The 23,309-nt window shown below is 64.4% G+C and carries 18 protein-coding genes; 7 read left to right on the top strand and 11 right to left on the bottom strand.

Features of this window, described 5'->3' with window-relative positions:
• Positions 1-190 precede the first annotated feature (190 nt).
• Positions 191-1,054 carry a LysR substrate-binding domain-containing protein gene (locus ACMDCR_RS26620; protein WP_413989499.1) on the bottom strand — a complete coding sequence of 288 codons (864 nt, stop codon included), beginning with the start codon at positions 1,052-1,054 and terminating at the stop codon, positions 191-193.
• 112 nt (positions 1,055-1,166) lie between these two features.
• Here ACMDCR_RS26620 and ACMDCR_RS26615 point away from each other — a divergent pair, with 112 nt between their 5' ends.
• Both ACMDCR_RS26615 and ACMDCR_RS26610 read left to right on the top strand, forming a co-directional pair.
• Positions 1,167-2,084 (top strand): DMT family transporter, encoded by a 918-nt coding sequence (locus ACMDCR_RS26615; protein WP_413989498.1) that lies wholly within the window; start codon positions 1,167-1,169, stop codon positions 2,082-2,084.
• Between the two features lie 101 nt (positions 2,085-2,185).
• On the top strand, positions 2,186-3,532 hold the full coding sequence (locus tag ACMDCR_RS26610; RefSeq protein ID WP_413989497.1) for an AcvB/VirJ family lysyl-phosphatidylglycerol hydrolase: 1,347 nt from the start codon (positions 2,186-2,188) through the stop codon (positions 3,530-3,532).
• Between the two features lie 99 nt (positions 3,533-3,631).
• Here the strand turns inward: ACMDCR_RS26610 and ACMDCR_RS26605 are convergent, their stop codons facing one another.
• From ACMDCR_RS26605 to mprF, 5 genes are all read right to left on the bottom strand, one after another.
• Positions 3,632-5,140, bottom strand: coding sequence for a RimK family protein (locus ACMDCR_RS26605; RefSeq protein WP_413989496.1), 1,509 nt, complete (start codon positions 5,138-5,140; stop codon positions 3,632-3,634).
• Positions 5,125-5,625, bottom strand: coding sequence for a GNAT family N-acetyltransferase (locus ACMDCR_RS26600; RefSeq protein WP_413989495.1), 501 nt, complete (start codon positions 5,623-5,625; stop codon positions 5,125-5,127). Before ACMDCR_RS26600 ends, ACMDCR_RS26605 begins: the two co-directional genes overlap by 16 nt.
• A 222-nt stretch (positions 5,626-5,847) precedes the next feature.
• Complete coding sequence (locus ACMDCR_RS26595) at positions 5,848-7,380, bottom strand: bifunctional metallophosphatase/5'-nucleotidase (RefSeq protein ID WP_413989494.1); 1,533 nt, start codon at positions 7,378-7,380, stop codon at positions 5,848-5,850.
• A 323-nt stretch (positions 7,381-7,703) separates the two neighbouring features.
• Positions 7,704-9,053: a virulence factor family protein gene (locus ACMDCR_RS26590; RefSeq protein ID WP_413989493.1), complete on the bottom strand. Its 1,350-nt coding sequence runs from the start codon at positions 9,051-9,053 to the stop codon at positions 7,704-7,706.
• On the bottom strand, positions 9,053-11,734 hold the full coding sequence (mprF, locus tag ACMDCR_RS26585) for a bifunctional lysylphosphatidylglycerol flippase/synthetase MprF (RefSeq protein WP_413989492.1): 2,682 nt from the start codon (positions 11,732-11,734) through the stop codon (positions 9,053-9,055). The genes ACMDCR_RS26590 and mprF overlap by 1 nt, the downstream gene beginning before the upstream one ends.
• Positions 11,735-12,582: 848 nt before the next feature.
• On the opposite strand from mprF, the gene ACMDCR_RS26580 reads away from it, so the two are divergent.
• The gene (locus tag ACMDCR_RS26580) at positions 12,583-12,747 is read left to right on the top strand and encodes a hypothetical protein (RefSeq protein ID WP_413989491.1); all 165 of its coding nucleotides are present in this window, start codon (positions 12,583-12,585) and stop codon (positions 12,745-12,747) included.
• Between the two features lie 1,003 nt (positions 12,748-13,750).
• Here ACMDCR_RS26580 and ACMDCR_RS26575 read toward each other — a convergent pair.
• Together ACMDCR_RS26575 and ACMDCR_RS26570 are read right to left on the bottom strand one after the other, a co-directional pair.
• Positions 13,751-14,665, bottom strand: a complete 915-nt coding sequence (locus ACMDCR_RS26575) for a sugar kinase (protein ID WP_413989490.1) — start codon at positions 14,663-14,665, stop codon at positions 13,751-13,753.
• Positions 14,666-14,741: 76 nt separating this feature from the next.
• Positions 14,742-15,950: a pyridoxal phosphate-dependent aminotransferase gene (locus ACMDCR_RS26570; protein ID WP_413989489.1), complete on the bottom strand. Its 1,209-nt coding sequence runs from the start codon at positions 15,948-15,950 to the stop codon at positions 14,742-14,744.
• A gap of 193 nt (positions 15,951-16,143) precedes the next feature.
• On the opposite strand from ACMDCR_RS26570, the gene ACMDCR_RS26565 reads away from it, so the two are divergent.
• From ACMDCR_RS26565 to ACMDCR_RS26550, 4 genes are all read left to right on the top strand, one after another.
• On the top strand, positions 16,144-17,946 hold the full coding sequence (locus ACMDCR_RS26565; protein ID WP_413989488.1) for an IlvD/Edd family dehydratase: 1,803 nt from the start codon (positions 16,144-16,146) through the stop codon (positions 17,944-17,946).
• Positions 17,947-18,037: 91 nt separating this feature from the next.
• A complete protein-coding gene (locus ACMDCR_RS26560; RefSeq protein ID WP_413989487.1) occupies positions 18,038-18,733 on the top strand; it encodes a DUF2865 domain-containing protein in 696 nt (231 codons plus the stop codon).
• 36 nt (positions 18,734-18,769) lie between these two features.
• Positions 18,770-19,435: a GNAT family N-acetyltransferase gene (locus ACMDCR_RS26555; protein WP_413989486.1), complete on the top strand. Its 666-nt coding sequence runs from the start codon at positions 18,770-18,772 to the stop codon at positions 19,433-19,435.
• A gap of 90 nt (positions 19,436-19,525) precedes the next feature.
• Complete coding sequence (locus tag ACMDCR_RS26550; RefSeq protein ID WP_413989485.1) at positions 19,526-19,981, top strand: GNAT family N-acetyltransferase; 456 nt, start codon at positions 19,526-19,528, stop codon at positions 19,979-19,981.
• 36 nt (positions 19,982-20,017) lie between these two features.
• Here the strand turns inward: ACMDCR_RS26550 and msrA are convergent, their stop codons facing one another.
• From msrA to ACMDCR_RS26535, 3 genes are all read right to left on the bottom strand, one after another.
• The gene (gene msrA, locus ACMDCR_RS26545) at positions 20,018-20,725 is read right to left on the bottom strand and encodes a peptide-methionine (S)-S-oxide reductase MsrA (protein ID WP_413989484.1); all 708 of its coding nucleotides are present in this window, start codon (positions 20,723-20,725) and stop codon (positions 20,018-20,020) included.
• 125 nt (positions 20,726-20,850) lie between these two features.
• Complete coding sequence (locus ACMDCR_RS26540) at positions 20,851-22,626, bottom strand: chloride channel protein (RefSeq protein ID WP_413993739.1); 1,776 nt, start codon at positions 22,624-22,626, stop codon at positions 20,851-20,853.
• Positions 22,627-22,905: 279 nt separating this feature from the next.
• Positions 22,906-23,307 carry a MarR family winged helix-turn-helix transcriptional regulator gene (locus tag ACMDCR_RS26535; protein ID WP_413989483.1) on the bottom strand — a complete coding sequence of 134 codons (402 nt, stop codon included), beginning with the start codon at positions 23,305-23,307 and terminating at the stop codon, positions 22,906-22,908.
• Between the last annotated feature and the right edge of the window lie 2 nt (positions 23,308-23,309).

Here is a 23,309-nt window from a genome sequence, read left to right as displayed (position 1 = left end):
CTAGCCTTGCGGAGTGAGCATGGGGAACACAGGCCTGATTTTTGTCATGACCGGGCTTGTCCAGGTCATCCAGCAATGCCGGCGGTTGTCTGGATACGCGGGACATGCCCCCTATGACAAAAATCCGAGCTTTCATGAACGACGCCGGTGCTCATGGAAGGAAGTAACGCATCGGTTGGCATCGACGGCCTCAGGCTGCAAGCTCCTGCTGCGATACCGTCTCGCGCAGGAAGGCTGCGAAGCGCCTGGTCGCGACGCTGGCATTGGCCGGGACGACCAGTGCGATGTCGAGCGGCGGCAACTCGGGGAAGCCTTCGGCCTCGCCGAGGCGGCGCCATTCCTTCGGGATCGACGAGACACCCAGGATCGAGACCGCCATGCCGGCATTCACCGCCGAATGGATGCCGGGCATATGGCTGGAGGTGTAGGCAATGCGCCAGGATCGGCCCATGGCCTCAAGCGACGCGAGCGCATCCGGCCGGCAGCGGCAACCGTCGGGGAACATGGCGAGTGGCAGCGGATCGATCAGTTCGGGGCGGTGGTCGCGCGCCGCGCACCAGGCTCGCGGCTCGCGGCGCAGCACCTCGCCGAGCGGACGGACGGGATCCTGCGTGATGATGGCAAGGTCGACCTCGCCGCGCTCCAGCATGGGTTCGAGGCGGAAGGAGAGGTCACAACGCATTTCGAGCTGCACGCGAGGGAATCGCCGCGAGAAGGCGCCGATCAGCGGCGTCACCATCATGTCGACGAAGTCGTCCGGGACCGCGAGGCGCACACGCCCGGCTGCCTCGTCCCCACCGATTGCGGCCAGTGCCTCGTCTTCCAGGCTCAGAATGCGGCGGGCATAGCCGATGAGGATTTCGCCGGCGAAGGTCGGCATCACGCCCTTGCGCGAGCGCTCCAGCAGGCGCTTGCCGACGCGCGCCTCCATGCGCGAGACGATCACGCTGACGGCGGCCTGCGTCTTCCCGAGCGCCTCGCCCGCCGCGGTGAAGCCGCCCCGGTCGACGATGGCGACCAAGGTTTCCAGACTGTCGGTATCGAAGTGACGCATGGCGCCTGATCCATAAAGATTTGATATCCTTTCATATGATACATTCGTTTTCGTGCATGTGAAGTCCCGCCTATGGTGGCTCCGGCAAAATATTTCCCCGCGTGAGCCTGTCATGAGTGATATTACCTCCACCAGCCGTGCCGCCAGCTTGCCGGTGGTGGATTCCGTCGGTCTCGGCGCCATGATCGCGGCCGTGCTGGCGATTGCGTGGTCGCCCATTCTCGCCCGCTTCAGCGATGTGGCGCCGGCGGCGACAGCGTTCTGGCGGCTCATGTTTTCGTTGCCCGTGCTGGTTCTCTGGGCTCGTGCGGAAGCCGGTCGAGCCGGCGGCCAGCCCCTGGCGAGCCTGCTGTCGCGCCCGGGCCTCATCGCAGCCGTGCTGGCCGGCATCGCCTTTTCCGGCGACCTCGCCTTCTATCATGCCGCCTTGCCGCTCACCTCCGTGGCCAATGCCAGCTTCATCTCCAACCTCGCGCCGGTCGCTTCCGTCGTCGCCGGCTTCGTGTTGCTGCGCGACCGGATCCGCCCATTGGTGTTGCTGGCGCTCGGCATTGCCCTCATCGGCGTGGTCATCACCAGCGGGGCGTATCATGGCGGCTTCTCCATGGGGCGGGGCGACCTGCTTGCCACCGCGGCCGGGTTCTCCTACGCCTTCTACCTCGTCGCCTTGCGCGTGGCGCGCAGCAGCCGCCTTGCCGCCGATGTAACGCTGGTCTCCACCAGCGCCGCGGCCATCGGCCTGCTTGCCATTGCGCTGGTAGAGGGGGGGACCTTCCTGCCGCATACGCTGCAGGGCTGGGCCGTGGTCGTCGGCCTCGGCCTGATCTGCCAGGTTCTCGGCCAGGGCCTCAGCGCCGTCGGCATCGGCCGCCTGCCCGCCGGCATCGTGGCGATCATCCTGCTCTCGCATCCCATCCTGTCGGCCATCATCGCCTATTTCGTGTTTGGCGAAGCTCTCAGCCTCGATCAGCTTGTCGGCGGCCTCCTGATATTGGGCGCGGTGATGATGACGAGAATCAATATGAAGTGATCGCCTACCTCCATTGGACGGCTCGACTCCTGCATAGGTTGCGGATTACTTTATGAGGAGAGTGTTACGGCGCGAGGCCGTCGCTCGCCGTTTGGTGACCCATGCGTCTCATCTGCATGTTGTCGGCCCTGATGATCGCGGTCCTGCCGGCAACCATGGCGCAGGCTGCCGGGCGAGGCGCGACGACCGATCCGATCTTCGGCGACATCAGGCTGTTCAAACCCTTTGCCGCGCCCAAGAACGTCATCGTCCTCCTCTCGAATTCCGATGGCTTCGGCCGGGACGAAAGCCGGGTGGCGGTGGAATTCATGCAGCATGGTGATCTCGTCATCGGCCTGAGCTGGCCGGCGAGCCGGCATCTCACGGGCCTCGGCCGCGCCATGACCTGCACTGAGTTGGCCGGCCATATCGAGGATGTCACCCTGCATGTCGAGCGCCTGCTCGACATTGCGCCTTACCAGACGCCGGTGCTGGCCGGCGCCGGTCTCGGTCAGAATGCCGCGCGGGCGCTTGCGCTTGAAGCCGCAGGTCACAGCATCGCGGGCGTGATCGCCGTTCACACCACCGACATGAAGCCCGACACGGTGTCGGCTTGCGCCGCCAACACCAGCACCCTCACCAATGCGGATGCCAGCGCCTCCACCGCGGCGAGCTTCACGGCCTTGCGCGAGATCGAGGATGGCGACGAGACGGCTGCGGAGGAAGCGGCGGAGGCGCTTGGCAAGGATGCCGGCCCGCATGGTCCGGGCGATCTTGCCGACCTGCCGCTCTATGTCGCCCAGCCCGATATGCCGCCCCATCGCCTTGCCGTGGTGCTGTCCGGGGATGGCGGCATGGGCCCGCTCAACCGCAATCTCGCCACCTCGCTCACCAAGCGGGGTGTCGGCGTGGTGACCATCGATTCCCGGCGCTATTTCTGGGCCAAGCGCGATCCGGGCGATGTCGCGGTGGACCTGCGCCGGATCATCCGCCATTTCCGCGCGGCGTGGCCGGTCGACAGGGTGGCACTGGTCGGATATTCCTTCGGCGCCGATGCGCTGCCGCTGGTCTATAACCGCCTGCCGCCGGCCACCAAGCGCATCGTGGCGGTGGTGTCGCTGCTGTCGATCGCGCCGGTGACCGACATGCGCATCGAGCTCAGCGACGACGATTATCCCAACGAGACGCCGCTGCTGCCCGAGGCCGCGCGCATCGACGCGCCCAGCGTGCAATGCATCTATGGCAAGGAAGACCGCATGGCGGCGATGGCCTGCCCGGCACTCGCGAATGCCCGTCCCGATTTCACCATCCTGCCGGAGTCCGGCGGCCACGGGTTCGATGGCGACTCCGACCGTCTCGCGGATATCATCGTTTCGCCACTCCTCTCCGCCCCGCCGGTGCCCAGACGGCCGCGGTCCGGGCCGCCGCAGACGCCGGCGAAGCAGCCCCAGGCATTGGCGAAGCACTGATTTCCTGGGATCACAGGCATCCTTGCCTGCTTGTCCCTTTTTCCTTGTGGCAACTGTAAAAAAGAGGCAGGCAAGGATGCCTGCGATCCCAGGGTTGCCTCAACTCCCTGTTCTTTGCAGCGGCTGCAGCGGCGCCACCTGTCGGTGCCGCGCATCCACCAGCGTCTGGAAGTGCCGCAGCAACGTGCGGTAGAGATCCTCGCCCGCCGCCGCATCCTCCATGCCGATATCGATGTTGGGATTGTCGTTGACCTCGATGACCAGCACCCCCGTCTTGGTCTGCTTGAGGTCGACGCCGTAGAGCCCGTTGCCGATCAGGCGCGCAGCGGCGAGGGCCGGGTCCAGCACCTCGCGCGGAACGTCCTGGACAGCTACCGCCTGGGTGCGGCCCTCGACATATTTGCCGGCGCCTTCATGCTGGATGATCTGCCAATGGCCCGACGACATGAAATATTTGGCCGCGAAGATCACCTCGCCGGCGAGGGTGCCAATACGCCAGTCGAAGGTGGTGTAGACGAATTCCTGCACCAGTATGAGATCGGACTCCTTCAGCATGGCAGCCGCGATCTCCTGGAATTCCGCCCAGTTCTCTGCCTTCTTGACGCTGAGGCTGAAGGCGCCATCCGGCACCTTGAGCACCACGGGATAGGTCAGGCCCGTTTCGAAGGTCGGCAGCGTACGCCTTGTCAGGAACAGGGTGCGCGGCGCGGCGATGCCGTTGCCGGCGAGAAGTTCGGAGAGATAGGCCTTGTTGGTGCAGCGCAGGATCGAGTCCGGATCGTCGATGACCGGCATGCCCTCGTTCGCCGCCTTGCGCGCGAAGCGGAAGGTGTGATGGCCGATCGCCGTGGTTTCCCGGATGAACAGGGCATCGAACTGGGTGAGGCGCGGGAAATCCTTCTTCTCGATCAGCTCCACAGCGATATCCATGCTCTGGCCGATGCGCGCCATTGCCTGAAGCGTCTTGAGCTTGGACGGCGGCATCGGATCCTTGGGATCGTACAGGACTGCCAGGTCCATGCGCGGGCCGCTCGACGTCGGCGCGGCCCGCCAGGGCCGGCGGGCGAACTTGCCGAGGCCATCGAGAAAGACCTTGTCGCGGCTGGCATCGACGTCGCGCGGGTCGAGGGGATGGAGGTTGGCGACCTTCCAGCCATCGCCTCCACCGGTGCGCTCGAGGTCGATGGCGAGCAAAGGGCAGCGGAAAAGCTCGAAGCTGCGGGCCGCCATCTCGGCCAATTCCCTGTCCTCGATCTGGCCGAAGAAAACCTGCACGCGCATGGCGTTGACGGCGCGCGGCACCGAGGGCAGGGGGCCGAGGCAGCGGTTGAGCCCGGCGAGCTTGAGGGCCTGCACCCCCTTCTGCTGCAGGTCGGTGATGGTCTCGACGCTTGGCGTCACCCGGTCGCCACGGGCCTCGGCCAGCAGCGAGACGTAGTAGCCTATGCTGAGATAGGCATAGCTCCGGCATAGATTGATCACCCGGTACGGGCGATTGAGGGGATTTCGGCCCTCGGCGATGAATTCCTGCGCGGTGAGGACGCGCGCTTCGGGATCCGGCCAGCGGAAATCGCTGCGTTTTTCGACGATGATCAGTTGAGATGACATGACTTGCTTTCGGGGGGCGCGTGGATTTCGTCGTCCGAAATCATGCGCTGGTAACGGACGGCCTCGGCGCCGTCCTCGTAATAGCCGGGGATGCGCTTGAAGGGCTTGAAGCCGAGGTGGATGAACAGGCGCTGGGCATCGAGATTGTCGAAGCGGGTCTCGAGGCGCAGCAGGCAGGCGCCGGCCTCGGCCACTGCCAGCGTGGCAACGTCCAGAAGCAGTCGGGCCACGCCCTGCTTGCGGGCGTGCGGCGCGACGGCGATCGAATAGAGCCGGGCGATGGCGGTGCGCTTGTTGAGGAGCACGACCGTGCAGCCGGCGACGACATCGCCGACCGTGGCCACGGTCACCAGGGCGGAAGGGCTTTTCAGGAGATTCCGCCAGCTTCGGCGGGAGATGCGGTCACCGGGAAAGACGGCGAACTCGAGGTTCACCAGGGCGTCGAGATCCTCGGCCCGGGCTTTGCGAAGTCTGATGGTGGTCATGGGCTTGACGGCACTGCGGTCTTGAAGACACCCATGAAAATAGGCCCGGCGAGGACGGCCTACAAATAAGGAAAGTATAAGGGATGGCATCAGGCCGGACACGAGGGCCGCCGGACATGCCTTTGAAAAGGCCTGATTTTTCTCAAGGCGCCGAGGGCGCCGAGTTGGTCAGGTGTCAGTCAAATCCGTACCGGCCTGCTGGATTCAGGCCCGGAGGAATGCCTATTGGATCACGATGCGCTTTTGCATGCTGATGTCGATAGTGCCCTTCTGGCGCACATAGACCATCACCTCATTGGCGAGCAGCTTGCCATCGGTGGCGCCGATCAGCACCCGTCCCCTGGCGAGCGCGGTATAGCCGTCGCCGCCGGCGAGCATGAAATTGTTGGAGGCGAGCTTGTAGGTCTTGGTTTGATCGAGAGGCTCGTCGTTGATGCTGACCGAAACGATGCGGGAGCCGACCGGCGCATTCTTGTCCACCGTGACGGTCATGCCCGATACCTGCGGAAAGCGGCCGGCATGATTCTCAAGTTGCGAGACGCCATTTTCCAACGCAGCCTTCAGATCGCTCCCCTTCAGCTCGACCAGCACCGTGGTGTTGCCGAATGGCAGTTCCGAGAGGATGTCGCGGCGTGTGAGCTCCGAGCCGGCCGGGTAGACCTTGTTGGCGCGGATGCCGCCGCCATTGGTGAGCGCGCAATCGGCATCGGTACGGGCGCGGATGGCGTCGGCGATCAGATCGCCCATGGTCGTTTCCTCGGAGCGCACGCTGGCGGTACGGCTGTCGAGTGCGACGACCGTCTTGCCGATCACCACGTCGAGTTCCTGGGACAGCTCCGCCTCGAGCTTGTCCACGACGGCCTGGACGTCGGGATCGGGCGTCACCGTGACGCTGTCATGCACCCGAAAGCTCGGCAACCAGCTCAATTTGCGCTGATCGCCTTCGCCGCTCACCGTTACCGCGAAGTCGATGGCGGTGACGAAATTGCCTTCCTCGTTGGACTCAACCATCACGGTGCGGCCGTCATAGCCGATGGCAAGGTCGTGGTCGTGGCCAGAGAGCAGCACGTCGACCAGGCGCGATCGCACGATCTCATTGTCCATGGCGCGGTCGGTATGGGCGACGCAGACGATGAACTCGGCGCCCGCCTTGCGCAGCGCCGCCGTCTCGGCGCGGAGGGTCTCCATCTCCGGCTTGAAGACGAGGTTGCCGCTCTGCGACATCTGGGGCGTGGCAGCCAGCGCCAGGCTGGTGACGCCGACCTTGATGCCGCCGAGCTCGATGATGGTGTTGTCCTGCATGCCCGGGATGGAGGAGCCGTCGGCCTGGCGCATATTGGCGGCGAAGAAGGGGTAGCTCGCCTCCTTCATGCGCTTGAAATAGACGTCGGTCCCGAAATCGAACTCGTGATTGCCGGGCACGAAGACATCGGGCTTGATCATGTTGGTAAGGGTGACGATATGCTCGCCCTGGTCGAAGCCCGACATCAGCGAGGGCGAGAAGCTGTCTCCGGCATGACAGAACAGCATGGGCACGCCACGCGCCCGCTCGGCCTTGACCACCGCCGCCAGCTTGGGGAAGCCTCCCCGGCCCTTGGTGTCGCCGGCCTGGTAGATATCGTTGACGAGAAGAAGCGAGAAGGTGGTGCCGGGGCCCGCGGCCTTTGCCGTGTCGTCGCCGCCGGCAAGCATGGTCACCGAAAAGCCGGCTGCCAGGCCGAGACCGAGGGTTTGGCGGCGCGAGATCTTCGACATGGGGCCTCCCGGGAGCGCGGACAATGGGTCCCGCCAAGCCTTCCACAGCGATATGACGCAGGCAAGACTCCCTGGGATCGCAGGCGTCCTGCCCATGTGCGCAAACTTTAGGCGGTGAGATGCAGGCTGGGAGTGGCGATCTCCGATCGCCATTCTTGGAAACGATGTGTTCGCCGGTGAAGAAGATGGCGATCGGAGATCGCCACTCCGCGTTTCGTGCGCCTTTTTCCGCAAAGTTAGCGCACATGGGCAAGTATGCCTGCGATCCCAGGAACGCTTCGCGCCGTGTGTCCAAGAGCAGACTGGACGTCTGCGCTCCCAGGCTATTTCTTCAGCCGGTCCAGGATGGCGCGCGCCACTGGTTCGTAATTGCCGTCGAAGTGGTGGCCGCCGGGGCGTTCGATGATCTCGGCCTTTTTCATCTCCGGGAAGACGCAGGCCGTGTCGTTGTCGGGCACTTCCTCGGCGCCGTAGAAGCACATGGTTTTCTCGAAGGGCAGGCCAGGCAGATAGGGCTTCAGGTCCACATCGGAGGAGGAAGCAACGCCGAGCCAGCCGGACACCGAGATCTCGAAATCGGCGGTGGGTTCCAGGCCCAGCATGGCGAGGAGATTGACCTTCTTCTGGGTCTGCGGCGACAGCTTCTGCCAGGTGAAGGGGATGACGTCGGCCCCGAGCGAATAGCCGATCACCGCGATGCGCTTGGCGCCCCACAGCTTGGTATAATAGCTGATGATGCGGGTGAGGTCGGAGGCGATGACATCCGGCTCCTTGGTGCTCCAGAAATAACGCAGCGAATCGATGCCCACCACCGCGACCCCTTCCTTCTGCAGGATCTCGCCGATGGTCTTGTCGATGTCGCGCCAGCCCCCGTCACCGGATATGAAGATGGCGAGACCCACCGGCGGGCCGGAAGCGGGCAGTTCCACCAGGGGCAGATCGCTCAGTTCCTGGTTCGGAGGCGCGCCCATCTCGACGGCAGCCTTCACGGCAGCGTCGTTGACTGCGTCGGCGCCGTCGGAGGCGACGATCGAGGTCGCGCCCTTGGTGCCGGCGATGAAGGCCTGCTCGGTGGCGTCAGGCGGGGTAGTGGTGACCAGCGTCCAGCGGCCAGGCATCTCCTCCAGCGGCTTGTACTTCCAATTGCCGTCGGCCGCCTTGTCGCTCGAGGGGCCGTCGCACATGCGCAGCTTGGAGGCCATCTCGTCGCTGAAATCAGTCGAGACGGCGCCAGCCGCGGTGTTCTCCGGAGCCTGGGCGAGGTTGATATAGGCATAGGTGCCGCCGAGCTTGCCGAGGCCCATCACCACCGGCCAGCGCCAGGTCTGCATGCCCAGTTGGCGCTGTGCCTCGCGGGAAGCATCCTCGATGTCGCCGAAGGCGTAGTGGCAATCTTCCTCGTCGCTCTTGTCGAGACCGTCGATGAAGGCCCGGGAATCGATCAGCATCACGGCGCTACCCTGGGCCACCAGCTTTTCGGCCACGGCATTATAGGCCGGCGAGAAGCCGTCCTTGTCGGAGAGCAGGGCGACGTATTTGGTGGGTTCGTCCTCCGGAGCGAGAACGGTGACCTTGCCGAGGACCTCTTCCTGAACCTGAACTTGGCGGGGCGCCGCGAGGGCAGAAGTCGTGCAGGCCAGCATGGCAACGCAGAACAAGGCGATGCGCCGCATCAAGTAGTCTCCTCAGACAAAGCTCGTCTCGGGCTTGAGGAAATCAAGCCGGTAACATCCATGAGAATTTGCGGTAGGGCCAATCCACCCGGGAATGCAAGATATTTCGGCCGCCATTCCGGCTTGAATTTGTCCTTGTAGGACCGGAGTCCTTCGAAATTATAAAAGCGGTCGCCACGCCGGTAGACGAAAGCGCCGACCCGGCTCCACAGGGAAGCGAGGGGGTGGCGCGCCAGGCCTGAGAGGGGTGCCATGCCGAGATTGAACCACTGGTAGCCCTCGCTCTTGGCCTGGGCGAGCAGGCCGATGAACAGGAGGTCCATCATGCCCGCCGGTCCATCAGGCAGATAGCGCATCAGGTCGACCGTGTATTCCTTCTTGTCGGCGCCGCGCCAGATATTGGCGAAGGCGACGATGCGGCCATTCTGCCGGATCACGGCCTGATCGTAGCGCCTGACATAGTCTGATGACCAGAAGCCAAGGGAGAAACCCTTCTCCTTGTTGCCCTTTTCCGCGAGCCAGGCATCGGAGACGGTCTCGAGTTCGGGAAGAATGGTTTCGACTTCGGCCGCCGGCACGAGCTCGAAGGTGGCGCCGGAGCGTTCGGCCTTGGCCTTGGCCTGACGCAGGCGCCGGCCCTCGCCGCCCTCCAGCGTGAACTTGCTAAGATCGACCCAGGCTTCCTCGCCAAGCTTGGCCAGCGAGAAGCCGGCATCGAGATAAGCAGGCAGATGGCCAGTGGTGATCTGGTAGAACACCGGCATGCCGCCGTTGCGGTCCACCAGCTCCTTGAAGCGCCAGACCATGCCGTCGATCTCTTCTTCGGGCGCCACCGGATCGCTCATGGCGATCCAGCTGCGGCCCTGCACGCCATACATGGTGAAGCCCTTGCCGCTGGCCGAGAGCAGGAAGCGCTTGTCGCCGAGCATGGCGAGATGGGCGTCGGAGCGGGTGCTCGCCTCGATCAGTGGCTCCAGTGTTTCCAGCTCCTCGCGCGTGGCCGGATCGAAGGCGGCGCGGGTGCGGTGCATGATGATGTAGGCGGCAATGCCGAAGGCGACCACCACTGTGGCCAGCGTGGCGCGCAGGAAGCGTGGGGCATCGGCGTTATAGGCGAAGTCCCACCAGAGCTTATGCTGGTAGTCGACATTGGAATAGACGAAGAAGCCGAGCCAGATGGTGGCCCCGACAGCGACGATGCAGGCGATGATCCAATGGAAGGACGGGCGCACCGAGAACAGCTCGGCCTGGCGGTAGAACTCGTCCTTGTAGAGCACGAGCAGGCCCGCGACGATCGAGCAGATGATGGCTTCCTCGACATCGAGGCCCTTGAACAGGGCGCAGACGGCGCCGGCGAGCAGCAACAGCACCGCCAGCCGCTGGGCATTGGCCATGCGCCGCACCAGGCCGTAGGAGATGATCAGGAGCACCATGCCGGCGATGCTGCCGGCAAGCTGCGAAAGCTCGACGAAGGGCAGGGGGATGATCGTGCGCACGATGGCGATGCGATAATGCTCCTCGGGCGTGGCGCTGGAGAACAGCAGCACGACGCCACCGAGGAACACGGCGATGCCGGCGGCGCGCGGCGCGATCGGCCGGGCGAAGGAGCGCAATGCCTTGGCGAACTGGCCGACCTCCTGCTGGCGCTGGCGCACTTCGTAAGCGCCGAACATCAGGCAGGCGATGGCGAATGGGATGATGTAGTAGACGAGGCGGAACAGGATCAGCGAGGCCCACATGTCGCTGCGCGGAATCTGCGGCTGGGCCAGCAGCAGCGTCGCCTCGAAGACGCCGACGCCGCCCGGGACATGGCTGATGACGCCGAGCACGGTAGCGATGGCGAATACGGCCAGGAAGCTGATGAAACCGGCATCCGGCCCGGCGGGCAGGATCAGCCAGAGAGCCGCCGCGGCGGCGACGGTGTCGAGAAGGCCGACGAGAATGGCGCCGAGAGTCGCCTGCGGGCCGGGCAGCGGCATGGTCACTTCGCCCACCGTCAGCGTACGCTTGCGGATGGTCGAGACTGTCACCCAGGTGCCGACGCCGACAAGCACGGCAACGCCGATGATGAAGTTGAGATTGGGCGCAAGACCGTCGATGGGCGCGAGCGAACTCGGCCGGAACAGCAGGCAGATGGCCGCCACCGTGGCAATGCCGAGCCAGAAGGTCAGGGTGGTGAGCGCGCCGACCGCGAGGATCTGGCCGGGCTTGAGGCCGTAGCCCTGATACATGCGCCAGCGCACCGCCCCGCCTGTCAGTACGCCGAAACCGAGGGTGAAAGTGAAGGTCTGGCTGACGAAGGAGGTGAAGGCGATGGCGGGCAGCGGCACCTGCCTTGCCCCGACATGGCGCAGCGCCAGGATGTCATAGCCGATCAGTGCGACATAGGAGAGAGCGGCGGCGATGAAGGCCAGCGCCACCTGGTGCCAGACGATGCGAGACAGCGCGTCGGCGATGTCGTTCCAGGTCAGATCCTCCAGCGTGTCATAGAGGACGAAGGCTGCGATGAGGAAGAGGGCGAGCCCGACCAGCAGGCCGGCCTTGCTCCAGTCGATCCGCCTCAGCCAGCTCTCCTTGGCGGGAGGAGCCGTGGTGGCCTCGATTCCGACGGGTACAGGCGAGGGGCCGGGAGCATCGTCGCGCGTTACGGCGCGATCGAGCGATCCCACAATCTCAGCCATGCCTTAGCCCCATCATGAAAGGCGGTCGCCCAGACGGACCCACCCACTGTCGACACGTCACTGCGCCCTGAACTGGATAGTGACCGACAGAAATGGGCACAAGCCATTGCGAGAGCACTAACAAGGCGCTCCCCGCGATTCAAGCTCAGCGGTCACTTATCACGCGCAATGTTCATGCTGGCAGAACGTGGCATTCCAGCGGCGGGTATGTGAATTGTATGTAACAAAAGGGGATGATTCCCTTCTCCTGGCTGGGACCATGGCATGCCCAATCCCCGGATGGCGTGAGGAGACGGCTTCGGCTGCGCGAGATGAGACCATGGAGAAAAAGCGAGCCGGACGCGCTTCTCCGGGTGCACGGGCATCTTGCCCGTTTTTCCTCTCCCGTAGTCGGGCGGACTCCAGAACCCGCAAGATGCTGGACAGCACCCCATCGCTGAGACAAGGAGTTCAGGTGACAGGATGCGCGTCGTGATGCCCCGAATTGGGCACATACGGTTCTCTGCGGGGCCTGCTCAGCAATGGGCGTCTCCACCGCGATCGCACTTAATTTTGCCTGGCCCTGACAAGCTCATTCCGGATCAGGCGTGTCGTTGCCGGGGCGAAGGAATTAAACGCACTATTTCCGTAATTCCCCAAAGTTTATGACGTGATGCCATACGGTGGAAGTATAGCGTAACTTATTGCATTACTCACGTATCGGATTGACGTCACGGTATATTAGGAATAGAATGTGAAATTGTTACCAGCATCCCGTATGGCTGCAAAAAGGAACTTCTGCAATGCATTCTGATCCCTTTTTTTAAATGTTCGAAGTCTTCGGCTCCTCATTACTTTTGGTAGCTACAATGATTGCCGTCAAGCCGTCAGCGGATCTCAGGTATGATATTCGTCATATCTTTGAAGTCTCCCCGAATTCAATCAGGGAAACGTTCAAAATCGATCCAAAGGAGTTGGCCGACTACCTGGCCCTGATCGGGGCCTTCATTCTTCTGCTGGCGGCGTTGCATTAAGAATTCCAATAGCTCTTTGTCGGTGCGGCGGGATGGTCGGATCGCGTGACAGCGTCTGCGCTTTCACTGAGAGGGAGCGGGACTTGCCGCGCAGGAATGGGCGGTCGCAGTCTTGTGTACATAACAAGAACCGATATTGACATCACTCCCTTGCTCTGCTCTACTTCCTATTGGAACGAAGGCAGGCGCGGCTCGTAAATCCGGATCATGACCGGTAGCCTTGCCCCCTCCACCCACCCCGATGTCTCGCGGCCTTGCCAGCCGCGCGCTACTTGCGATCCCGGCTGCCCGCGAGAATGGAACCTCGCGGGATGGGATCTTGTGCGGCGACATCATCCGGCGGCTTCGGGCTGGTCTGCAGGCGAAAGCCTGTCGGCCCTGACCGAGCCGGTAAGGGCTTAATGAGAGGCGGATGGACCGCTCACGGCGCGATAGGACATGATCCTTGCGCCGCAGATGCGTCTCCGGGATCGGGAGAGTAGCCGGCCGTTCCGGGCCGGATCATTCGGGTGGCGCAAGCCATCGCGGGCCCTGTTCTCGACGCTTCGTGGGTGAGGCGCAGGATGATCCGGGCCGTTCCCGCGTGGCTGCGGGGGCGACTTGGGACCTGTGCCATCCAGCATGGCCCCGAATGCCAGGAGAGCGACGTGATCTCCAAGGGCAGAAGGGGCGGTGTCTTCCCGTTCGGCAAGGGCCGGGCCGGCAAACCGAGGCTTCATGCTTCGGCGAGCGGCCGGTTCTGACGGGAAGAGGCCGGTCCGGCATGCGCATTGTTGGCATGTCGGGATCGGTGCGGGGCAACCCGCCGGACTGAGGTGACGGCGGCTTTCCCCAACAGGCCCGCCACGCACCTATATATCAAGGCACGGCTTTCCTGCGGAAAGCCGCCGTCACCTTGACTGCGCCCGCTGCATGACTCAGCCCGAGAGGGCGTGAGAACGCGGTCGCTTGGCCGAGGCGGGACATGAGCTTTTTGACAGAATGCCAGTGAGCGCTCAGGCTCCTACACGCCCGCCATCGCCTCCGCCGGGATGATGGCGCCGCGGTGGGTGATCACCCGGGCGGCGAGGCGGTGGCCGGCGAGTGCCGCGGCCTCCTCTGAGGCGCCGCCATGGCGGGCGGCGAGATAGCCGGCGTTGAAGCTGTCGCCGGCAGCCGTGGTGTCGACGGGCGAGACCTTTTCGGGCACCGGAACATGGATCTGGCTGGTTCCGCTGCGGATATGGACGCCGTTGGTGCCGTCCTTCACCGCGATCTCGCGGATGCCGTAGCGGGCGAGCCGCGCCAGCGTGTCCTGTGGTCTCAAATCACCCCAAAGGGCCTGCTCGTCGTCGAAGGTCGGCAGCATGATCTCGACCAGAGGCAGGAAGCGGGAAAAGGTCTTGCGCGCCCGCTCGGTGCTGCCGGCCCACCCGCGTGGGCGGAAATTGCCGTCGAAGGCGATGCTGGCGCCGAAGCGCTTGGCGGCCTTGAGCACCTGCTCGAAGCGGTCGAGCCCGGCGGGCGTGTAGAGCGAGAGCGTGATGCCGGAGAAGTAGACGATCCCGGCCCTCTCGATGCGGGCTGTGAGATCGGCGCTTTCGGCAAGCTCGAACAGGCTGCGGGCGGGGGCGCTGTCGCGCCAATAGAAGAAGCGCCGCTCGCCCTTGTCGTCGGTTTCGATGGCATAGAGGCCGGGCACCCGGCCGGGCAGGCGCGGCACGCCGGCCATGGCGATGCGCTCGCTGGCGGCGAGGTCGCAGATGCCCTGCGAATAGGGATCGTCGCCGAGCGCCGTGGCATAGGCGACATCGAGGCCGAGACGCGCGGCGTAGACGCAGGTGTTGAAGGTGTCGCCGCCATAACCGAGGCTCATGACATTGCCGCCCTGGCGGGAGAGTTCCACCATGCATTCGCCGATGGCGATGAGATCGGTCATGACGTCCGTCCTGGCGGGTTGGCGGTGAAGCAAAGCCAGCGGACATGCATCGCGCCGGCGCAAACGATGACAGGCTTCACGCGTGGTTGCCCGGATTCGCGCTGAGGAACTCGCCCATCCTGCCGAGGGCCTTGCGGATGTTTTCGGCCGAATTGGCGTAGGAGAGGCGAATATAGCCCTCGCCATGCACGCCGAAATCCGGCCCGCCGATGGTGGCGACTCCGGCCTGCTCCAGCAGGGCCGAGGCGAGAGGCTTGGCCTTCCAGCCGGTCTTGCGGATGTTGGGGAAGGCATAGAAGGCGCCCTTCGGCGTCACCGAGGAGACGCCGGGCAACTGGTTGAGCCCCTCGACCACGATCCTTCGCCGCCGGTCGAACTCGGCAACCATCGCGTGCACCTCGTCCTGCGGACCCGTGAGGGCGGCGAGGCCGGCCCATTGGGCGCTGGCGTTGACGCAGGAATAGGAGTTGACCGCGAGTTTGCGCGCAGCGTCGCCCCAGGGACTCCTTCCTGAAGAATCCTTCGGCCAGATCGAGAAGCCCATGCGCCAGCCCGTCATGGCATAGGTCTTGGACCAGCCGTCGAGCAGGATCAGGCGGTCGCGGATGGAGGGATAGGTCAGCAGCGAGACATGCTCCAGCCCGTCATAGCTCATCTGGCTGTAGATCTCGTCGGAGAGGATGGCGACATCGGGATGGGCATCGAGACCCTTCACCAGTGCGTCGATCTCGGCCTTGGGCGTGACGCCGCCGGTCGGATTGGCCGGCGAGTTGAGGATGAGGAGGCGCGTGCGCGGCGTGATCAGGGAAAGCGTCTCCGCTGCCGAGAAGGCGAAGCCGTTCTCCTCGCGGATCGGCACCGGGATGGGCGTGGCGCCGGTAAACTCGATCATCGAGCGGTAGATCGGAAAGCCGGGATCCGGATAGAGGATTTCGGCGCCCGGCTCGCCGAACATCATGATCGCCATGAACATGGTGACCTTGCCGCCGGGTACCACGATCACCTCGTCCGGCGAGACCGAAACACCTGTGCGCTTGCCGACATCCGCGGCCACCGCTTCGCGCAGGGGGAGGATGCCGGTGGCCGGCGTATAGCCGTGATGGCCCTCGCGCAGGGCCTTGATCGCGGCCTCGACGATATGGGCGGGGGTAGGAAAATCCGGCTGGCCGATGCCGAGGTTGATGATGTCCTTGCCCTGCCTGGCGAGGTCGGTGGCGCGGGCCAGCACGGCGAAGGCATTCTCCTCACCGATGCGGGAGAAGGCGGAAACCAGGTGAGGAGGCATTGAACGTTTCCGTTAGGAGAGGATTTCTTTTATGCGGTCAGGCTACAACGAGAATCACGGCTGTGGGAACCAGCTTTTCCGCGCCGCTTCGCTTTGGCGTTGCGAATGGTCTGACAAAAGTGCTAGATCGTCAGTTGCGCAAGAAGGCAGCGGCCTGATGCACAGGCCCGGCATGAAATTAGGGAGTCTCACGATGGCTGACACCACTGGCAAACCCCGGAAATTGCGGTCTCAGGCCTGGTACAACAACCCGGACAATCCGGGAATGACGGCGCTCTATATCGAACGCCAGCTCAATTTCGGCCTCACGCGCAAGGAGCTGCAATCCGGCAAGCCGATCATCGGCATCGCGCAGACGGGCTCCGATCTTTCGCCCTGCAACCGCCATCATCTCGTCCTCGCCGAGCGCGTGCGCGAGGGTATCCGCGAGGCAGGCGGCATCGCCTTCGAATTTCCCGTCCATCCGATCCAGGAGACGGGCAAGCGCCCCGGCGCGGCGCTCGATCGCAACCTCGCCTATCTCGGCCTTGTGGAACTCCTCTACGGCTATCCGATCGACGGCGTAGTGTTGACCATCGGTTGCGACAAGACCACGCCCGCCTGCCTGATGGCCGCCGCCACCGTCAATATTCCCGCCATCGCCCTCTCCGTCGGTCCCATGCTGAATGGCTGGTGGCATGGCGAGCGCACGGGCTCCGGCACCATCGTCTGGAAGGCCCGCGAGATGCTGGCCACCGGCGAGATCGACTATGAAGGCTTCATGGAGATGGTGGCCTCCTCGGCGCCGTCGACCGGCTATTGCAACACCATGGGCACGGCCACCACGATGAACTCGCTGGCGGAAGCGCTCGGCATGCAATTGCCGGGTTCGGCCGCCATTCCCGCGCCCTATCGTGAGCGCCAGCAGATGGCCTACGAGACCGGCAAGCGCATCGTCGATATGGTGTGGGAGGACCTCAAGCCCTCGGACATCATGACGCGCGAAGCCTTCGAGAACGTCATCGTGGTCAATTCGGCCATCGGCGGATCGACCAATGCGCCCATCCATATCAATGCCATCGCCCGCCATATCGGCGTCGAACTCGACATCCGCGACTGGCAGACCATCGGCCACAAGGTGCCGCTCCTGGTGAACCTGCAGCCCGCCGGCAAATATCTCGGCGAGGATTACCAGCATGCCGGCGGCGTGCCGGCCGTCGTCAACGAATTGATGAAGCACAAGCTCATCCATGAAGACGCGCTCACGGTGAACGGCAAGTCGATCGGCGAGAACTGCAAGAACGCCTCCATCGAGCTGCCCGACGTAATCCGCACCTTCGACACCGCTTTGGTGCAGGACGCCGGCTTCATCGTGCTGTCGGGCAATCTGTTCGATTCCGCCATCATGAAGACGAGCGTGATCTCCAAGGAGTTCCACGACCGCTATCTCGCCGATCCGAAGAATCCGGGTGCCTTCGAAGGCCGCGCCGTCGTATTCGAGGGGCCGGAGGACTATCACCACCGCATCGACGATCCCTCGCTCGACATCGACGAGCATTCCATGCTGTTCATCCGCGGTACCGGGCCCATCGGTTATCCGGGCGCGGCCGAGGTGGTGAACATGCAGCCGCCCGCGGCCCTGATCAAGCGCGGCATCACGGCGCTCCCCTGCATCGGCGACGGGCGCCAGTCCGGCACCTCCGGTTCCCCCTCGATCCTCAACGCCTCGCCGGAAGCGGCGGCAGGCGGCGGCCTTGCCATCCTCAAGACAGGCGACCAGGTGCGCATCGACCTCAACAAGGGCGAGGCCAATATCCTGATCTCGGATGAGGAACTGGCGCAGCGTCGGGCCGATCTCGCCGCAGCCGGCGGATTCCATTACGCGCCGAGCCAGACGCCCTGGCAGGAAATCCAGCGCGCCATGGTGGATCAGCTCGGCGATGGGATGGTGCTCAAGCCCGCGGTGAAGTATCAGAAGGTCGCCCAGACCTTTGGCGTGCCGCGCGACAACCACTAACCTCGCGCTCCGACATGATTTTGTCGGGATGCTCCCGTAGGTCGGGGTAGGGCTGGGTACAGCCCTTCCGCGACCTGCCAGGAATTTCGACATGACCACCAGACGTTTCGCTGCCTCCCTTGCCGCCGGACTGCTCCTGGCGGGTGTCGCGGCGGGCAGCGCCAACGCGGGCCTGTTCGATTTCCTGTTCGGGCCGCGCCAGCGTCCCCAGCCTGTTGCGCCGCCGGTCCAGCAGCAGCCGCAGACTCAGCAGCGCCCCAGGGCGCCGGGGCCCGCAGTGAGCGCCTCGCGCATGCGCGGCTACTGCGTGCGCACCTGCGACGGCTATTATTTCGCCACCGGTTTCATCCGCAACCAGCACGACCAGGATATGCAGGCCTCGATGTGCGAGTCCTCCTGCACGGGTGGCCAGATGGCGCTCTATACCGCCACGGTCAACAATTCGGACAGCAACGGCAACACCAAGCCGGCGATCGAGTCGGCGCAGGATGAGGGCGGCAATCTCTACACGGCGCTGCCCACGGCCTATGCCTTCCGCAATGGCGAGAACCCATCCTGTACCTGCCAGTCGACGGCGCGCGGCCTGCCGCAGATCCCGATCTCCCTCGACCCCACGCTGCGCAATGGCGACATCGTGGTGATGCCGGACGGGCTGAAGGTCTTTCACGGCCCCAATGATGTGCCGCACGAGGATGGCGACTTCGCCTCCGTCGCGTCCTCCAAGGCACTGCCCGGCGTGGTGCGCCAGGAAGTGCTTTCGCTTGAACAGCGCATAGCCCCGCAATAGCCCTTTTTCCGATCCTCTGCTCTCTGCCAAGGACAAGTGATGGACCTCTCGGCCTGGAACGGGGTGCCGCGCCCCGAACGCGTCGTTCTCGAAGGCCGCTACACCAGGCTGGAGCCGCTCGATGGAGCAAGGCATGGCGCCGACCTCCTGCACTCGGCGCAGGAGCCGGGCGCCGACGCGCGCTTCCGCTATCTGTTCGAGACCACGCCGGTGGATGCGGCCGCGTTTCAGCCCTGGCTCGACAAGGCCTCAACCGGCCTTGATCCGATGTTCTTTGCGGTGATCGACAAGGCTACCGGCAAGGCGGAAGGACGCCAGGCGCTGATGCGCATCGATCCCGTGCACGGCGTCATCGAGATCGGCAGCGTCCTGTGGGGCCCGGCCATCGCGCGCACGCGCGTATGTACGGAAGCGCTCTATCTCTTCGCCCACTATGTCTTCGACACGCTCGGCTATCGCCGTTTCGAGTGGAAGTGCCATAACCTCAACGACCCCTCGAAGCGGGCCGCGGAGCGCTTCGGCTTTGTCTTCGAGGGCGTCTTCCGGCAGCACATGGTGGCCAAGGGGCAGAACCGCGACACCGCCTGGTTCTCCATCGTCGATGCCGACTGGCCGCGCCTCAAGGCAGGCTACGAGGCCTGGCTCCGACTGGAGAATTTCGACGAGGCCGGCCAGCAGAAAAGCAAGCTGCGGTTTGATTAATCCCAGGTGCGCGGACGTCTCGTCCGCCTCTTGGAAACGAGTCGCCCTACGATAAAGGAAGAGGCGGACGGGACGTCCGCGCACCCGGGAATGCTCCTCCGCCGCGCCCTTCGAACCGATGTCCCCTCTCTCGCCGCCCTGCAGCAGGCGGCCTATGCGATGCTGAAGGCGCGGATCGGCATGTCGCTGCAGCCGGCCGATGCCGACTTCACGGCGATCTTCGAGACGATGGAGATCTGGGTGGAGGGAAGCGCCGGGGCGCTCGATGCGGCGCTCATCCTCGATGTGAAGCCCGACCATCTCCTGATCTGGAGCATCGCGGTCGCACCCGGGCGCAAGGGCGGGCGCATCGGCTCGGCCTTGCTCGATTTCGCAGAGAACCGTGCACAAGAGTCGGGTCTCGGGGAGGTCAGGCTCTACACCAATGAGCGCTTCACCGAGAACGTCGCCTGGTATCAGCGCCGCGGCTATGCGATCGAGCGCATCGAGGAGCGGCCCGACCGGCGCGTGGTGCATTTCAGGAAGAGGCTTGGGAGCGAGGCCTGACCTTTGGGGGGGCGGGTCTTAAGATCCGCCCCCCATTTACTTCGCTGCCACCAGCACCGGATCGGCGCGGTAATAGTCGGGGAAGAACTGCTTCAGCGCGGCGACCTTGGGCAGGTCGTTGATCACGATATAGGGATAGTCCGGGTTCCGCACGAGGAAGTCCTGATGATAATCCTCGGCTGGATAGAAGCCGCGCAGGCCGCCGATCTTGGTCACCACTGGGGCGCTATAGGTGCGGGCAGTGTCGAGCTGCTTGATATAGGCCGCAGCGACCTTGGCCTGTTCCGGCGTCGAGGTGAAGATCTGCGAGCGATATTGCGTGCCGGTGTCCGGTCCCTGGCGGTTCAGTTCGGTCGGATCGGTCGCCACGGAGAAATAGATCTGCAGGATCTTGCCATAGGAGATCTTGGAAGGGTCGAAGGTAATGCGCACGGATTCGGCGTGACCGGTGGTGCCGGTCGAGACGATCTCGTACTGGGCATGGGCCTTGTCGCCGCCGGCATAGCCCGACACGGCTGAGGTCACGCCCTTCACATGCTGAAACACGCCCTGCACGCCCCAGAAGCAGCCGCCCGCCAGCACGGCGGTCTCGAGATTGCCGGAGGCGGCGCTGTCCACAGATGGGGCGGGCACGAGATGCGGGGACTCGTCGGCTTTGGATGTCGAGAGCCAAAGGCCGGCCGCGAGGGGAACGGCAAGCCCGGCGATCAGCCAGTTGCGGAGAGTCGAGGAGGTCTTTTTCATGGCGAGGCTCCAGCCCGATGTCGCGTTACAGCTACTATACGGGTATTTGGAGCCTTCGTTACGAGTGTCACGCGGATTTGAGCCTCACGCCGCCTGGTGCTGACGTGGACGTGAGGCAAAAACTCTCAATGCTGGCTGACGGCAGGGGCCTTCTTGCCGAACAAGGCGGCACGGTGCCTGTCCTCGCTCTGCACCTTGGCGCGCACGCGCATCAGGTCTTTCCAGCCGATATAGCCGACCAGTCGCTCGTCCTTGCGGGAGATCACCGGCAGATGGGCGATATTCACGGTCGCCAGCCGGTCGGCGAGAGCCTCCAGATATTCGTCGGGATAGGCAACGGCGATCTTGCTGCCGGCCAGCAATTCGCCGAGCGTGCTCTTGCGGTGTTTGCCGGCCCGGCGCCAGCGCAGGATGGCGGGCGGGTCGATCACACCCATTACACGGTGTTGCCCATCGACGACGGGGAAGCTGGGATGGGTGGTGGTCGGGCTGGTCAGGAAGGCCGCGGCGGCGTGCAGTGTCATGCTTGCCGGCACGGATTCCACCGTGGAGGTCATCACTTCGTTCACGCGCCTCAGGGCGAACGGATCGATGCGGTATTCGCGCACGATATGGTGGCCGCGCCGGGCGATCTTCTCGGTAAGGATGGAACGCTTCATCGTCAGCACGGTCACGGCATGGGCGGTGCCGCAGGCGGTGATCAGCGGCAGCAGCACATGGGTGTTGCCGGTGAGCTCGACGGCGAAGAAGGTCGCAGTCAGCGGCGAGCGCATGGTGCCGCCCATGGTCGAGGCCATGGCGAGGAGCGGCCAGAAGCCGGGCGGGGCGTCGGGCAGAAAGCCCGCAAGCGCCGCGCCCATCGCACCACCCATGATCAGCAGCGGCGCGAGCACGCCGCCCGACGTCCCCGAGCCGAGCGCGACGGACCAGATGATCGCCTTGACCACGAGCAGGAGCAGGGCGGTTTTGGCCACGACGTTGCCCTGTAGCATGCCGGCGATGTTGTCATAGCCGACGCCGAGGGCATGCGGGTCGACGAGGCCGCCGAGGCCGACCACCAGGCCGCCGATGAGCGGCCACCACATCCAGTGAAGAGGCAGCTTGAGGAAGCCATCCTCGCAGGCATAGACGAGCTGCGTCAGCAAGCCCGAGAGCAGGCCCGCGAGGATGCCGATCAGCACCCAGCCGCCGAGGCCCGGCACGGTGACGGCGACGCTGCCGCTGAAGGGAAAGAGCGGAGCCGGCATGCCGAGGAGCGAGCGCTCGACGGCCGCAACGATGGCGGCGACCGCGACGGGAATGAAGCTGCGCGGCGACCATTCGAACAGCAGCAGTTCGACCGCCAGCATGATGGCGGCGATGGGCGTGCCGAACACGGCGGTCATGCCGGCTGCGGCGCCGGCTACCAGCAGCGTCTTGCGTTCATTGTCGCTGACCGGCAGGGCCTGCGCGATGAGGGAGCCGATGGCTCCGCCCGTCATGATGATCGGTCCCTCTGCGCCGAAGGGGCCGCCGGTGCCGATGGCGATGGCGGAGGAGAGCGGCTTCAGGATGGCGACCTTGGCGTCGAGGCGCGAACGGCCGAGCAGGATTGCTTCGATCGCCTCGGGAATGCCGTGGCCCCTGATCTTTTCGCTGCCATAGCGGGCGATCAGGCCGATGATCAGCGAGCCGCCGACCGGGATGAGCACCGTCCACAGCCCGAACGGCGATTGCTGGAGATCGACGCTGCCGAAGCTGAAGCGGCCGAAATAGGCGATGTTGGTGGCGAGTTCGATGAGATGCAGGAGGATGACGGCGGCGGCGACGCCAGCCGTTCCGACGATGATGGCGATGGCGGCGATCACGAGGACCCTTGGGTCGGTCGTGAAATCGGCCAGGCGACTATGGCTGTTCTTCACAGGGCACCTGAGGACGTCCGAGAGAGAGTTTTGCTCGCGCAGACGACGCGGGAAGCCGGCCTCCCACGTTCCATCGATGCGATTCAAGAGTTATATCGTGATACGATATAAAATTTAAGAACGCAATGGGGACGTGACCTCGTCCGGAACAATCACTTGAGATCAAGGAGTGTCGTTCCCGGCCGAGCCGCTCTCAAGCGAAGAGAGAAAGGGCGAGGGGAAGGAATGACAGCTACCCTGGCCTTGGGCGAGAGCGATGCCACCTCCGTTTGCTCCCGACTATGCCTTCGCATGGAAAGGCTGCAGCATGCGGGTTAGCGCCGGGCCGATCGAAGCGAGTTCCTTCAGATGGGCGGAGGACAGGGCCTGCAGCTTTTCCTCGCCCAGCGGGCTCAGCCTGATCAGTGCCCGTCGCCCGTCACTGGGATCGGCGACCCGAACCGCGAGGCCGAGCTTGCCCAGGCGGTCGACGAGCTCGACCACGCTGTGATGGCGCAGCAGCAGGATCTCGGCGAGCTCGCCCACCGACAATTCGCCCGACGACAGGCCGCGTATGGCGAGCAGGGCCTGGTGCTGCTGCCCGGTCAGACCGGCCTGCGCCGCCGCATTCTCGCTGAAGGCCAGGAACTTGCGCAATTCATGCCGGAACTGCGCCAGCGCAGTGTAGTCGATCGGTTCCATTT

Origin of the sequence: Labrys okinawensis (assembly GCF_047345005.1) — a bacterium.
Taxonomy (GTDB): Bacteria; Pseudomonadota; Alphaproteobacteria; order Rhizobiales; family Labraceae; genus Labrys; species Labrys okinawensis.
This window is presented reverse-complemented; position numbering and strand designations above follow the sequence as displayed.

What these genes read in the sequence shown, in the direction of transcription:
- ACMDCR_RS26535 (WP_413989483.1), bottom strand. Translation starts at nt 23,307, where the DNA reads ATGGAACCGATCGACTACACTGCGCTGGCGCAGTTCCGGCATGAATTG.
- mprF (WP_413989492.1), bottom strand. Translation starts at nt 11,734, where the DNA reads ATGGCTGAGATTGTGGGATCGCTCGATCGCGCCGTAACGCGCGACGAT.
- ACMDCR_RS26620 (WP_413989499.1), bottom strand. Translation starts at nt 1,054, where the DNA reads ATGCGTCACTTCGATACCGACAGTCTGGAAACCTTGGTCGCCATCGTC.
- ACMDCR_RS26570 (WP_413989489.1), bottom strand. Translation starts at nt 15,950, where the DNA reads ATGCCTCCTCACCTGGTTTCCGCCTTCTCCCGCATCGGTGAGGAGAAT.
- ACMDCR_RS26560 (WP_413989487.1), top strand. Translation starts at nt 18,038, where the DNA reads ATGACCACCAGACGTTTCGCTGCCTCCCTTGCCGCCGGACTGCTCCTG.
- ACMDCR_RS26605 (WP_413989496.1), bottom strand. Translation starts at nt 5,140, where the DNA reads ATGTCATCTCAACTGATCATCGTCGAAAAACGCAGCGATTTCCGCTGG.
- ACMDCR_RS26600 (WP_413989495.1), bottom strand. Translation starts at nt 5,625, where the DNA reads ATGACCACCATCAGACTTCGCAAAGCCCGGGCCGAGGATCTCGACGCC.
- msrA (WP_413989484.1), bottom strand. Translation starts at nt 20,725, where the DNA reads ATGAAAAAGACCTCCTCGACTCTCCGCAACTGGCTGATCGCCGGGCTT.
- ACMDCR_RS26615 (WP_413989498.1), top strand. Translation starts at nt 1,167, where the DNA reads ATGAGTGATATTACCTCCACCAGCCGTGCCGCCAGCTTGCCGGTGGTG.
- ACMDCR_RS26590 (WP_413989493.1), bottom strand. Translation starts at nt 9,053, where the DNA reads ATGCGGCGCATCGCCTTGTTCTGCGTTGCCATGCTGGCCTGCACGACT.
- ACMDCR_RS26595 (WP_413989494.1), bottom strand. Translation starts at nt 7,380, where the DNA reads ATGTCGAAGATCTCGCGCCGCCAAACCCTCGGTCTCGGCCTGGCAGCC.
- ACMDCR_RS26575 (WP_413989490.1), bottom strand. Translation starts at nt 14,665, where the DNA reads ATGACCGATCTCATCGCCATCGGCGAATGCATGGTGGAACTCTCCCGC.
- ACMDCR_RS26610 (WP_413989497.1), top strand. Translation starts at nt 2,186, where the DNA reads ATGCGTCTCATCTGCATGTTGTCGGCCCTGATGATCGCGGTCCTGCCG.
- ACMDCR_RS26580 (WP_413989491.1), top strand. Translation starts at nt 12,583, where the DNA reads ATGATTGCCGTCAAGCCGTCAGCGGATCTCAGGTATGATATTCGTCAT.
- ACMDCR_RS26550 (WP_413989485.1), top strand. Translation starts at nt 19,526, where the DNA reads ATGCTCCTCCGCCGCGCCCTTCGAACCGATGTCCCCTCTCTCGCCGCC.
- ACMDCR_RS26565 (WP_413989488.1), top strand. Translation starts at nt 16,144, where the DNA reads ATGGCTGACACCACTGGCAAACCCCGGAAATTGCGGTCTCAGGCCTGG.